The organism is Pedobacter rhizosphaerae (genome assembly GCF_900111155.1).
Taxonomy (GTDB): domain Bacteria; phylum Bacteroidota; class Bacteroidia; order Sphingobacteriales; family Sphingobacteriaceae; genus Pedobacter; species Pedobacter rhizosphaerae.
This window is the reverse complement of sequence record NZ_FOGG01000021.1, coordinates 29,067-42,119: the sequence shown is the minus strand read 5'-3', so window position 1 is coordinate 42,119 and position 13,053 is coordinate 29,067. Positions and strand designations below refer to the sequence as shown.

General features: G+C 39.3%; 12 protein-coding genes. 7 read left to right on the top strand and 5 right to left on the bottom strand.

Going from position 1 to position 13,053, the window contains the following annotated elements:
- Nucleotides 1–77: 77 nt before the first annotated feature.
- From BMX11_RS16315 to BMX11_RS16305, 3 genes are read right to left on the bottom strand one after another with little or no spacing between them, the layout of a single operon-like run.
- Nucleotides 78–761 (bottom strand): hypothetical protein, encoded by a 684-nt coding sequence (locus BMX11_RS16315; RefSeq protein WP_090886171.1) that lies wholly within the window; start codon nt 759–761, stop codon nt 78–80.
- A gap of 30 nt (nt 762–791) precedes the next feature.
- Nucleotides 792–1,634, bottom strand: coding sequence for an isoaspartyl peptidase/L-asparaginase (locus BMX11_RS16310; protein ID WP_090886169.1), 843 nt, complete (start codon nt 1,632–1,634; stop codon nt 792–794).
- A 34-nt stretch (nt 1,635–1,668) separates the two neighbouring features.
- Complete coding sequence (locus BMX11_RS16305) at nt 1,669–2,544, bottom strand: cyanophycinase (protein ID WP_090886168.1); 876 nt, start codon at nt 2,542–2,544, stop codon at nt 1,669–1,671.
- 290 nt (nt 2,545–2,834) lie between these two features.
- Here BMX11_RS16305 and cphA point away from each other — a divergent pair, with 290 nt between their 5' ends.
- Nucleotides 2,835–5,450 (top strand): cyanophycin synthetase, encoded by a 2,616-nt coding sequence (gene cphA / locus BMX11_RS16300; protein WP_090886167.1) that lies wholly within the window; start codon nt 2,835–2,837, stop codon nt 5,448–5,450.
- 171 nt (nt 5,451–5,621) lie between these two features.
- Here the strand turns inward: cphA and BMX11_RS16295 are convergent, their stop codons facing one another.
- Nucleotides 5,622–6,077 (bottom strand): PA2169 family four-helix-bundle protein, encoded by a 456-nt coding sequence (locus BMX11_RS16295; protein WP_090886165.1) that lies wholly within the window; start codon nt 6,075–6,077, stop codon nt 5,622–5,624.
- Nucleotides 6,078–6,402: 325 nt separating this feature from the next.
- Here BMX11_RS16295 and fumC point away from each other — a divergent pair, with 325 nt between their 5' ends.
- The 6 genes from fumC (at nt 6,403) to BMX11_RS16265 (ending at nt 11,171) form a co-directional block, all read left to right on the top strand.
- Nucleotides 6,403–7,800 carry a class II fumarate hydratase gene (fumC, locus tag BMX11_RS16290; protein WP_090886163.1) on the top strand — a complete coding sequence of 466 codons (1,398 nt, stop codon included), beginning with the start codon at nt 6,403–6,405 and terminating at the stop codon, nt 7,798–7,800.
- Between the two features lie 198 nt (nt 7,801–7,998).
- Nucleotides 7,999–8,514, top strand: a complete 516-nt coding sequence (locus BMX11_RS16285; protein ID WP_090886240.1) for a fumarate hydratase — start codon at nt 7,999–8,001, stop codon at nt 8,512–8,514.
- Nucleotide 8,515: 1 nt separating this feature from the next.
- Nucleotides 8,516–9,322 carry a S1/P1 nuclease gene (locus BMX11_RS16280; protein ID WP_090886161.1) on the top strand — a complete coding sequence of 269 codons (807 nt, stop codon included), beginning with the start codon at nt 8,516–8,518 and terminating at the stop codon, nt 9,320–9,322.
- A gap of 203 nt (nt 9,323–9,525) precedes the next feature.
- Nucleotides 9,526–9,966 carry a hypothetical protein gene (locus BMX11_RS16275; RefSeq protein WP_090886159.1) on the top strand — a complete coding sequence of 147 codons (441 nt, stop codon included), beginning with the start codon at nt 9,526–9,528 and terminating at the stop codon, nt 9,964–9,966.
- 2 nt (nt 9,967–9,968) lie between these two features.
- Entirely contained in the window at nt 9,969–10,403 is a 435-nt protein-coding gene (locus BMX11_RS16270; protein ID WP_090886157.1) for a low molecular weight protein-tyrosine-phosphatase, read from the top strand.
- A gap of 36 nt (nt 10,404–10,439) precedes the next feature.
- The gene (locus tag BMX11_RS16265) at nt 10,440–11,171 is read left to right on the top strand and encodes a ThuA domain-containing protein (RefSeq protein ID WP_090886155.1); all 732 of its coding nucleotides are present in this window, start codon (nt 10,440–10,442) and stop codon (nt 11,169–11,171) included.
- 951 nt (nt 11,172–12,122) lie between these two features.
- Here the strand turns inward: BMX11_RS16265 and BMX11_RS16260 are convergent.
- Nucleotides 12,123–13,046: an SPFH domain-containing protein gene (locus BMX11_RS16260; RefSeq protein ID WP_245738691.1), complete on the bottom strand. Its 924-nt coding sequence runs from the start codon at nt 13,044–13,046 to the stop codon at nt 12,123–12,125.
- Between the last annotated feature and the right edge of the window lie 7 nt (nt 13,047–13,053).

The window sequence follows — 13,053 nt, the reverse complement described above, 5'->3', positions numbered from 1 at the left end:
AGTTTTCAGTTGCCAGTTTTGCTATCGCGAGGAGGCAATTAACAGTTGATCAAATAAGAGGTTAAACAATAATGTAATTACTTTTTAGCCGCTATGCGGATAGCAATCACTTCTCTGGCATCTTTTATTTGTGTTTTATACTGCGAGGATTTAATAGAAGTGGCGAGCCATTCTGCGGTTTTTAAATCTCTTAAGGCCAGCGTGAAATCCTTTTTCTTAATTTTCACCTGAGCTACGCCCAAAACGGATTCTATGTAAGAATTATTGCTTTTTAATTGTTTGGCCAAAATGCCCTGTTGGGTATAAAACCACATAGACTGGGTGTATTTGTTATTGGCAAGGTATACTTTCCCGAGTAGGTTATAAGTATTCATTAGGCCCATTCTACTACCCATCTTAGAGTAATTTTTAACGGCTACATTGAGTAAAATTTGTTCGGCATCGGTAAAGCGGCCCAACTGATAGTGCATATTACTCATTTTGATAATGGCCTGACCATATCTGTTGAAGTTTCTTACGGCATTGTACTCAAACGCAGCTTTCCCAAACATGGTTAAGGCATCGTTGTATTCGCCTTTACGTTCTAAGCTTTCTGCCTCATCAAAATATGTATTTCCATCTGCTTCATCAAATTTTGAAACAACGATATTGATCGCTGAACCGCCAGAATTGAGCTCTTGGTTGTCAGATTTGTCGATGTTTTGAGCGTAAAGTTGAAACGATGCAAAAAGGCCTATAAAGGCCAATACAATCTTGGTCATGCAACAAAAATAATACTTTAATTGAACTTTTTAGTTAAATACCTGTAAATTAACATCAAATGCCGCCCAAACCATGTAGGGGTGAGAATCGCAATGGTAAAGTTGCCCATCAGCAGCTATTCCAATCACTCCGGCAAAGCCATCAAAGGCTTTAAGTTCAGTAAAAGATTTGTCGCAAGCGGCCTTTAAAGAAAATCCATCGGTAACACGGGTTACAATTTTTGCGGCCAGGGCTCCGCTCACAATGTCTTCTCCTACGCCCGTACAAGAAATCGCGGCGTGTGCGTTAGCATAATTACCAGCCACAGTCGCCGAATCGCTTACCCGCGAAGGAATTTCAAACCCTTTACCCCCTGTAGAAGTTGCCGCCGCTAAATTACCTGCTGCATCGAGTGCAACACAGCCTACGGTACCCTTATTGTTCAATTGGTTTAATTTTGCTTCGTATTCTGATTGTCGTTGAGCAGTGATGGGATTAAAATATTCAAATCCATTTTTCCGGGCAAATTGTTGCGCACCTGCTCCACTTAAAACCCGATCATCGTAAGGCATGAGTTCTAACGCCAGGGTAATGGGGTTTTTAACGTCTTCAATATTGATTACTCCACTAAATTTTTCAGTTGCTCCATCCATTAGAGAAGCACTTAGTCTCACCTTTCCATCACTTTGAATCTGAGAGCCAATACCTGCATTAAACAGTTCATTGTCTTCGAGTAAGGCCACGGTGTATACAACCGTTTCTAATGCGGTATGCGTTTTAAGATACTCATGTCCAAGGGTTACAATTTCTGCCAATGCATCTTGCTTGGCTTTTTTTGTTTCCTGATTAGTGGATGATTCGCTGAAGAAACCACCGTGTATGATCAATTTCATTTTATTCGTATCAAGGATGATGTTGCAAAACCTACTAAGCTATTGGTGCAGCCTTTGGGTGATGAATAATTAAGCTATGGTCTTTTAAGTCATAAACGTCTCCATCGCACATAACGTGTACTACCATGTTTTTTATAGATACGGGCTGACCCATTTCTACATCGGTTAGGTTGGTATCGGCCATGTTTCTGCCATCTACTAAAATGACCATTCCCGATCCGATAGCTTCCATTACATGGCCATCAGAAATATATAAACCGGTATCTTCTCCAAGGCCTATGCCTAAATTACCCGGATTACTTGCTGCAGCATAGAGCAAACGGCCAATTCTTCCGCGCTGAACGAAGTGGGTGTCTACAATAACATCGTCAATAAAGCCCAGTCCACCGGTAATTTTAACTTCTCCTTTAAGCAAGGCATCTTTACTACTGCCCTGATAAATCATATTTTTAGAACTCGCTGCAGCTCCTGCAGAAGTTCCTGCAATTACCACGGGTTCTATTCTGTATTTTTCAAGTAGGATTTGATGAATTTTAGTTCCTCCGAAAATAGAAGAGAGCCTTAACTGATCTCCACCTGTAAAAATAATAACCTCTGCCGCTTTAATACGCTCGCAATTTTCTTCAGCATTTGCCTCTTCCCTGTTGGTTACATTTAATACACCAAGATTATGAACGTCTAATTGTGCATAAGCTTTAATGTATTCTTCCCCAACCTTTTCGGGCATAAGAGATGCCGTTGTAATAATTTCAAAACGCGATTCCGTATTTCTAACAGATTCAGTCGTGATGCGCTTTAAAATTCCCCGCTCAAAAAAATTCATGTTTTCAGGCAGTCCAAACTGCGTTTCTGCAAAACTACCTGTATTAATTGCGCCGCCGATGATGATGAGTTTACCTTTCGGAACCATTTGTTATGTATTATAATGCTATCAAAAAGCCCAAATATATCAGCTTATGATAAAAAACACGACTTTTTTTGTCAAGAATATTCCCTTTATCCACAAACGTTGAAATAAATATGACTAAAAGGCAATATTTTATTCAAATTCATAAAACAAAATCTTAATAATTTGATTTTGCTATTTGAAGTAATGAATTCAAATTAATTGCATATTTTACAGACAGCAATTTTAACAGTCGGAATGGAGTTTGATTGGCGAAAAAGCTTGTAGATTAAAACTAACAGCACCCTATTTTAATGAAGATACTGAACATACAAGTATTAAGAGGACCAAACATATGGTCGATAAGTCGTAAGAAACTCATTCAGATGCGTTTAGATCTGGAAGATCTGGAGCAGAAGCCAACTAATGTGATAGATGGATTTAGTGAGCGAATTGAGAAATTGCTTCCCAGCATGTTTACACATCGCTGCTCTAAGGGCGTTGAAGGGGGATTTTTTACCCGTGTAAAAGAAGGCACCTGGATGGGCCATGTGATAGAGCATATTGCTTTAGAAATCCAAACTTTAGCGGGTATGGATACCGGCTTTGGCAGAACCCGCCAAACTAAAACGGAAGGTATTTACAATGTAGTATTTAATTATATTGAAGAAAAAGTAGGTATTTATGCGGCAGAAGCGGCAGTAAATATTGCTCAGGCATTGATAGATAACCAGGAATATGACCTGGAACACGATATCAGGAGAATGAAAGAGATCAGGGAACTGGAACGTTTAGGGCCAAGTACCGGATCAATTGTGGAAGAGGCCGTAAGCAGAAATATTCCCTGGATCAGGTTAAATAAAAGTTCGCTTGTACAGTTGGGATATGGCAAGAATCAGGTTCGCTTTCGTGCTACCATGACCGAAAAAACCAGCTCAATTGCCGTAGATATTGCCAGCAACAAGGAAGAAACCAAAAGATTGTTAACAGAGGCCGCCATCCCTGTGGCATCAGGTGTAACCATTTCTAATCCCGATGATTTAGAAGCTTCGGTAAAGAAAGTTGGTTTCCCTCTTGTTTTTAAACCTTTAGATGGTAATCATGGAAAAGGAGCCACCATTAATGTAAAAACATTAGAAGCTGCTAAAGAAGCCTTCGAATACGCCAAAACTTATTCGAGAAGGGTAATTATTGAAAAATTTATCACAGGATACGATTTCCGTGTACTGGTCATTGATAATAAGGTGGTAGCTGCCGCACAGCGCGACCCTGCACACGTAAGGGGAAATGGCATCCATACCATTCAGGAGCTTATTGATCTGGAAAATGAAGATCCGCGTCGTGGATATGGACACGAAAATGTGCTTACAGAAATCTCTGTAGATAGAGATACCCTGGACTTATTGGCCAAGAAAGATTATACTTTGGAAACCATCCCTGAAAAGGGAGAGATTGTTTACCTTAAATCTACCGCAAACTTAAGTACTGGCGGAACTTCGATTGATGTTACCGATATTGTTCACCCACAAAATATTTTCATTTGTGAAAGAATTTCGAGGGTAATCGGTTTAGACATCTGTGGTATTGATATCATGGCGCAAAACCTCACTCAACCCCTTACCGAAAACGGAGGTGTGGTTTTAGAAGTGAATGCAGCCCCTGGTTTCAGGATGCACCTTGCACCGAGCGAAGGTTTACCAAGAAATGTTGCCGCATCGGTAATTGACATGCTTTATCCTCAGGGAAAACTATCACAAATTCCAATTATCGCCGTAACGGGTACTAATGGCAAAACCACTACCACCCGTTTAATTGCACATATTGTTCGTAGCAATGGTAAAAGGGTTGGTTTTACCACAAGTGATGGCGTATATGTACACAATACCATGCTCATGAAGGGTGATACCACAGGGCCGGTAAGTGCAGAGTTTATTTTAAAAGACCCAACGGTAGAGTTTGCCGTTTTAGAAACTGCAAGAGGTGGAATTTTAAGAGCTGGCTTAGGTTTTAATGCCTGTGACATTGGTGTGGTAACGAATATCCAGGAAGACCACTTAGGTCTCGCCGACATTCACAACCTGGACGACCTTACACGTGTAAAGGCGGTAGTAATTGGCGCGGTTAGGCGTAAAGGATGGGCAGTATTGAATGCCGACAATGGATATTGCGTTCGCATTGCTAAAGATGCCAGATGTAATGTGGCCTATTTCAGCATGGATGAAAACAACCCTGTAATTAAGGAGCATTGCAAAAAAGGAGGAATTGCAGCCATTTATGAAAATGGATACATCACCATTAAAACCGGCGACTGGAAGTTGCGGGTAGATAAGGCTACCCACATTCCTTTAACTTTTGGCGGATCGGTTAATTTTATGATTCAAAATGTTTTAGCGGCTACTTTGGCAGCTTACCTCTGGGGTTACAAACCGGAAGATATTCGTTTATCATTAGAAACGTTCATCCCTTCTGCGGCGCATACACCGGGGCGCATGAATGTTTTCCGTTTTAAAGATTTTAAAGTTTTAGTAGATTTTGCACATAACCCTGATGGTTTTAATGGCGTAAAGGCTTATCTGCAAACCGTAGAAGCAACAGAACATGTAGGCATTATTTCTGGAACAGGAGACAGGCGTGATGAAGATATTGTTGAAACTGCAAAAATTGCGGCCCAAATGTTTGATAAGATTTATATCTGTCAGGAAAAATATCTTCGTGGAAGAGTACAGAGTGAATTATCCGATTTGTTGGTAAAAGGGATAAAAGAGGTTGACCCTAACAAGGAAATTATCATCAATCACAACAGTGCAGCTTGTTTAAAAGATGCGATTGATAATGCTAAAAAAGGTTCATACCTCACCATATTGAGCAACACCATTGATAATACGATTCAGCGGGTAACCGAACATCTCGATAGAGAATTGGAAGGTTAATTTATTTAATACAAAAAGAGGCTGTCACATAAATCAAATTTCCATTGGAAAAGGTGTCACGTTGAGCTTGTCGAAACGCCCTAATAATGCTTAATTAGGTCCTTCGACAAGCTCAGGATGACAATCTAACTTTATGAGACAGCCTTCTTTTTTCAACCTTTTGGGTTGTAATTACGCCTGACTATCGCGTAATCTTTTAATTTCGTCATGAGAAACCCTTAAGGCTGCCTTTTGCTCTGCCACTAAATCTCTAAGGTTAGCAGGTAATTCTTCCTCTTCGAGGGCCATTTTGTAAGCATTTTGAGCGGCATCCTCTCCAAATTCGCAGTTATTTAAAACTGTTTTACGGTCGTGTCCGGTAAAAAGCGCTTTAACATCCATCCATCCCCTGTAAATTTTGCCCGAATTGGTTGTTCCACTTTCTACTTCACTCCCTAAAACTTCAATTTCCTGAGCCAAAGCCATTTTATATTTGTGACTTTCATCTATCATATTTAAAAATAGAGATCTTAAGTCGGCATCTTCTTCTTTTAATTCTTTTCTCGCCTTTTCATACCCTTCAATTCGATCGTTATTAATTAATACCAGGTCGTTTAGTATTTCTGCTGTTGCTGTTGTTGTTTTCATGTTTTTAATAGATTTGATGTATTAATGGAACATGAGCTATCACAAAAGGTTTGTTAAATTTTTAAGAAGGTTATTCGTGTTAGCTATAAGTGGGAGTGAGATCATTAAGAAAGACAAAAATCCATGCGTTATATCTGCCACATTAATTTGATTTTAGCAGTAATTTATATAATGTGGTGAGCATTAACTAGAAATAACATTTCTATTGGGCGGGTGTGCAACGAACCACAGGTCTGCTTTTATCATCTCAACCTAAATATCTCATATAATCCCTTGCTTTATAGGCAAAAAAGTTAAATTTGCCACAATAAAATCAAAAAATATCATGAGTTTCAGAATAGAACACGATACCATGGGCGAGGTTCAGGTACCTGCCGACAAATACTGGGGTGCACAAACCGAACGCTCACGCAATAACTTTAAAATTGGTCCTGAAGGATCTATGCCTAAAGAAATTATCCATGCTTTTGGCTATTTAAAGAAAGCTGCAGCACAAGCCAACACAGAACTTGGCGTATTATCTGCAGAAAAAGCCGAATTAATTGCCAAAGCTTGCGATGAAATTATTGCGGGTCAGTTAGACGATCAATTTCCTTTGGTAATCTGGCAAACCGGTTCGGGTACACAAAGTAACATGAACGGAAACGAAGTAATTGCTAACCGTGCACATGTAATTAATGGTGGTCAACTGGCTGATGATAAAAAAATCCTTCATCCAAATGATGATGTGAACAAATCACAATCTTCTAACGATACTTATCCAACTGCAATGCACATTGCAGCCTATAAATTAACGGTAGAAAATACCATCCCTGGCTTAGAAAAATTACGAAACACCTTAGCTCAGAAAGTAGCAGAATTTGCCAATATTACTAAAACAGGCCGTACACACTTTATGGATGCTACGCCCCTTACTTTAGGTCAGGAATTTTCTGGTTATGTTCAACAGATCGATAACAGTATCCGTGCAATTAAAAATGCTTTGGTAATGGTTGCCGAATTGGCTTTGGGTGGTACGGCAGTGGGTACAGGATTAAATACACCAAAAGGATATGATGTTTTAGTTGCTAAAAAAATTGCCGATTTAACCGGATTACCTTTCGTAACTGCACCTAACAAATTTGAGGCATTAGCAGCTCACGATGCTATGGTTGAGCTTTCAGGTGCTTTAAAACGTACCGCTGTGGCTTTAATGAAAGTAGCTAACGATATCCGTATGCTGAGCTCTGGCCCACGTTGCGGAATTGGCGAAATTGTTATTCCCGATAACGAACCAGGATCATCTATCATGCCAGGAAAAGTTAATCCGACGCAACCAGAGGCACTTACCATGGTGTGTGCTCAGGTGATGGGTAACGATGTAGCAGTATCAATCGGTGGTGCTACAGGTCATTTCGAGCTGAATGTTTTCAAACCTTTAATTGCAGCGAATGTATTGCAATCGGCCCGTTTAATTGGCGATGCCTGCGTGTCGTTCAATGATAAATGTGCAGAAGGAATTACCGCTAACCTGCCGGAAATTGAGAAACATTTACAAAACTCATTGATGTTGGTTACAGCCTTAAATCCTCATGTGGGATACGAAAATGCGGCTAAAATTGCCAAAAAAGCACACAAAGAAAATAAAACCTTAAAAGTTGCCGCTGTAGAATTAGGTTTATTAACCAACGAGCAGTTTGACGAGTGGGTACGTCCCGAAGATATGGTTGGAAGCTTAAAATAATAGTTGAAAAGCAGGGTCAGCAGCCTTTCGGTTAGTTCAGTCCCGCTTTCCGTTATTAGTTTTACAAACTATCACTTCAATCGGGTTTATTTAACTCCAAACAGTATTTCAAAACCCCAAAGCCTAAGCACTTTGGGGTTATAAATTTAATTGCGAGGCGAAATGCCCGCCTTGAAAACAAAACATCCCCAGTCCTTTATGCAAAGAACCCATTTAGGCTTAAAGCTTTTGTCTGCTTCGCTCTTATCAATCGCTCTTTTATACTTCGGTTGTAGCCCTCGTCCAAATATTCAAGGCGAAGGAGAAACCTTTATGCAAGGGGTATGGAATCAAGATTCTGTTGCTTTTAGCAACAAACTAAGCAATTATACCCAACATCATTTTAAGTTTACCTGCGATTCTTTTTATGTAGACCTGACTACGCACAGTAAGGTTAATTTCTACGAAGATTCTTGCTACAACAATGGCATTTGGAAAGAATATGCCAAAGGCGTTTATGCCGTTCGGGGCGACACCCTGTTTTTAGGTGGAACTTTTACACACGCCAATTACAAACAGAAAATATCTGGTTGCTATAGAATTGGCCGCTACGAGAAAAATTTCTTAATTAAAAAAACTACTGCAAACAACTTGTTACTACAAAGCTTAAACGATCAGCAAGAAATCAACCTGGCTTTGAAACAAAGTATTACCTGTGTACCAAAAGAATTATAATATGATTTTCAGATCAATAAAAACGAAATTATTTACAGCAATTGCATTTGTTGCATTGGCCTATATCCCCGTTCAAGTTCAGGCCTGGGGTATGCTGGGGCATCGCATTGTAGGCGAAGTAGCCGATAGCTACCTCAAAGCAAAAACCCGCAAGGCCATTACCAGTATTTTAGGAAGCGAATCTTTAGCCATGTCTGCCAATTGGGGCGATTTCATTAAATCAGATACCGCTTATAATTATTTATATAACTGGCATTTTGTAAATCTTCCGGCAGGATTAAACAAAGAAGGCGTATTCAATTTCTTGGAAACAGAAAAAGGACCAAATGTTTATTCTAAAATTCCTGATCTGGTAGCCATTTTAAAAAACAATACAAGCACGCTTGATCAGAAGAAATTAGCACTCAGAATGTTGGTGCACCTGGTGGGCGATTTACATCAGCCCATGCACACCGCCCGTAAAGAAGATTTAGGCGGTAACCGCATTTCGGTTTTATGGTTTAACGAAAAATCAAACCTTCATCGCGTTTGGGATGAGCAGTTGATTGATTACCAGCAATTGAGTTATACCGAATATACCAAAGCCATCAATCATCCTTCAGCAGTACAATTGTACAACTGGCAAAATACCGGTTTAAAAGAATGTGTTTTTGAATCTTATCAGGTATGCAACAAAATTTACGACAATGTAAAGCCAGATGCTAAACTGAGTTATCGTTACAACTTTGAATGGATCGATATTTTAAATGAGCAATTGGTAAAAGGCGGGGTAAGGCTCGCTAAAATCTTAAACAATATTTATACATAATGATAATGCCTCATGAAAATGGGGCATTTTTTTTGTAGCGTTTATGCAGGTTTAACCGTTTCAATATAGTAATTAGTATGCGGTAGTTCGCACTTAGGCATATGGACCAGAGCAAATCAGGCTTGATACTTGATACTCATTACTTTATACTAGATACTATATACTTTATACTCATTACTTAATACTTGTTACTCAAAAACCACATGAAAAAAACGCTTCTATTATTAATGGTGTGCCTGGGGCTTGCCTGCAAAAAGAAAACTGTAAATGCTGAGGATGACATTACGAAATATTCGTGGCCGCTACAATCGGCAACCGTTTCACCAGCCCTGTTAATTAACGGACAGTTGGAAACCGATTTCAAAACCAAATCAGCTTCTCAAGCCTGCTTAAATCACAATTATTCTATAGAATTCTTTAAAAGTGGTAATTTTGCCTTTGGTTCAAATGGCCCACTTTGCGATATGATCAGCTATAAAAATGCAACATGGGTAAAGAATGGTAGTCAGATTACGCTTAATTATGGTACTGGATCATCACATACCATCCAGATTTCAGGAAGCGTTATTACCGATAAATATGTATTTGAACAAAATAATACAACCTATACGGTAACGTATATTTTTACTGCAAAACCCAAATAACATTGAAAATACTAATGGTGTGCTTAGGCAATATTTGTCGTTCTCCTCTTGCCGAAGGGATAATGAGACACTTAATAGCGGAAAATAATTTAGATTGGGAGGTTGCCTCTGCCGGAACCGGAAACTGGCATATTGGTAAAGCACCCGATCACAGAAGTACATCGGCAGCAAAGTCTTTAGGTTATGATATCAGTAGCCAGCGGGCACAGCAGTTTAGCACCAGCATGTTCGACCAATACGACTTAATATTGGTAATGGACAAGAATAATTTAAGAGATGTTCAAAGCCTGGCCAAAAATGAGTTGGAACGCAAAAAGGTAAAACTTTTTCTTGATAACGATGAAGTTACAGACCCGTACTGGGATAATGCACTGTTTGCGCCAGTTTGTGAGCAGATAGAAGAAAGATGTAGAGCAATTATTAAACAACTTTCTTAAATTTAAAGATTCAAACCCGAATCCTAACCGAATCACATGAAAAGAATATTATTCCTCTGTGCCTTACTTTTTACCATTATCTCTTGCGATGCAACATTACCCCTAAAAAAGGAAGTTCGCATTTTAGTATTTTCCAAAACTGCGGGCTTTAGGCATGCATCTATAGAAACAGGAAAAGAAGCCATAGTAAAGCTGGGTCTAGCAAATCATTTCAAAGCAGATACTACAGAAAATGCCAACGCCTTTACAGATGCTAATTTGAAAAAGTATGCTGCAGTTGTATTTTTAAGTACCACGGGCGATGTTTTGAATGATACTCAACAAGCTGCCTTTGAACGTTACATCAAAAAGGGCGGCGGTTATGTTGGTGTGCATGCAGCAACAGATACCGAGTACGATTGGCCATGGTATGGTAAACTTGCCGGTGCCTATTTTATCAGTCATCCTGTTGTTCAGGAAGCTAAATTTATCATTAAAGATACTAAGCACCCCTCAACAAAATTCTTTACAGATTCTGTTTGGATGCACAAAGATGAACTTTACAACTTTAAAGATATCAATCCAGATATTAAGGTGTTAATTACTATAGATGAGAAGTCTTATAAAGGTGGGAAAAATGGGGATTTCCATCCTTTTAGCTGGTACCATGAATACGATGGAGGAAGAGCCTTTTACACTTCAATGGGACACACTAAAGAATGTTGGGCAGAAGATAAATTTTTACAGCACCTGCTGGGTGGGATTCAATATGCTGTAGGCAGAAAGTAGTCTGGTAATGAGTACCAAGTATTTAGTATCGAATATTTAGTATCAAGTATATAGTATCGAGTATCAAGACTCGCCGGTTTAGCCACCTAAGGAACCTAAGTATGCTTGGCGATTTGCTTTAGGCACCAAGGCATCGGAACCCGACAATTTAGTAGCAAGTATGTAGTAGCAAGTATCAAGACTGGATATTGGAGGAGTAAGGAATAAGGAGCAAAGAAAAAAGAGAAAAAGCCTAAATATTACTTGATGCAAGTTAGGCAACATGTCTAATTACTAACGACTAAGTACTAACTACAACAGAGTATCAAGTACATAGTATCGAGTATCAAGACTCGCCGGTTTAACCACCTAATGCACCTAAGTATGCTTGGCGATTTGCTTTAGGCACCAAGGCTTCGGACCCCGACATTTTTAGTAGCAAGTATGTAGTAGCAAGTACCAAGACTGGATATTGGAGGAGTAAGGAATAAGGAGCAAAGAAAAAAGATAAAAAGCCCAAATATTACCGGATGCTGGTTTGGCACCATGTCTAATTACTAACGACTAAGTACTAACTACTACAATAGTATCAAGTATTCAGTATCAAGTATCAAGCCTGGGTGCTTTAGCCCTTCGCTTTCAGCTTTCGTCTTTTAGCATTATCAAGGCCGCGATTTGCTTTAAGCACCACATCTTCGGACCCCCGACCTCGGACCCCGGACTTTTTAGTATCAAGACCTGACGCAGGCTAGGCGCAATGTCTAAATACTAATGTCTAATGACTAACTACTCAATGCTATTAACTTAAGGAGAAAACTAAAATGGATTGTCATCCTGAGCCTGTCGAAGGGTAATCCATTTTAGTTTTCGACTTATTAAGAAGGTCTTCGACTACTTGTCCCGGTTTCACATCGGGAAGCTCAGGACAGTATTTTGCTTAACTTAATAGCATTGACTAACTACTATACTAACCTACTTCGCCTTCGGCTCGTTCTGCTTATTCATTTGCATGGCCATCATTTGCTTCATTGTATTATTCATCCCATCTGTGCTGCCATCCAGGAAAATTACGTTTCCGTCGCTGTATTCAGCAAATTGCTTAATGGCTTCTGTCCACATGGTGAAAAGAATTACAGAAGTATCTAAATTAGCTTGTTGCATTTCATGGGCGGCATTAGTCATCCCTTTGGCTACTTCCTCTCTAAACAAGGCAATACCTTGTCCACGAAGTTGTGCCGCTTCTCTTTCGGCTGTTGCAGCAATTTTAATGGCATTACCATCAGCTTCAGCGCCTTTAGTTTTAGTAATTAATAGTGCCTGACCTTCATTTTCAGCTGCGGCTTTTAAATTGTTAGAAGCAACAACTCTGCTCATAGAACGCATAATTTCTTCATCAAATGTGATATCATTTAATTGAAGATCCTGAAGGTGATAACCCCAGCCATCCAAAACCTGATCTATCTGTTCTTTAACATGCAGAACAATTTCGTTGCGCTGTGCCAGTACATTTGCTTGTTTTTGTGTGGCCACGTAAGCACGGATAGAACCTTCTATGGTACGGATTAAAGCTTGCATAAGATTACTTGCATCCACAAATTTAAAAGCAACGTTTTTGATGGTTTCTTCATCCTGATTGATAACAGAATATAAAAGCATGGCTTTAAAGTAAACATTAGCCTGATCTTGAGTTACCGCTTGAAAAGATAATTCTACTGATCGGTTCTGAATAGATATGCGAGAATAAATCTGCTCAATTAAGGGGATTTTTAAGCTCAAACCTGGTCTAAGTAATCGTTGATACTTTCCAAAAACGGTGATTACCGCAATAGTTCCTTGTTTTACGGTTACGAATGAGCTGAAGAGAATAATAATTCCGATAAAAATCAGAATGTACATAGTGTAT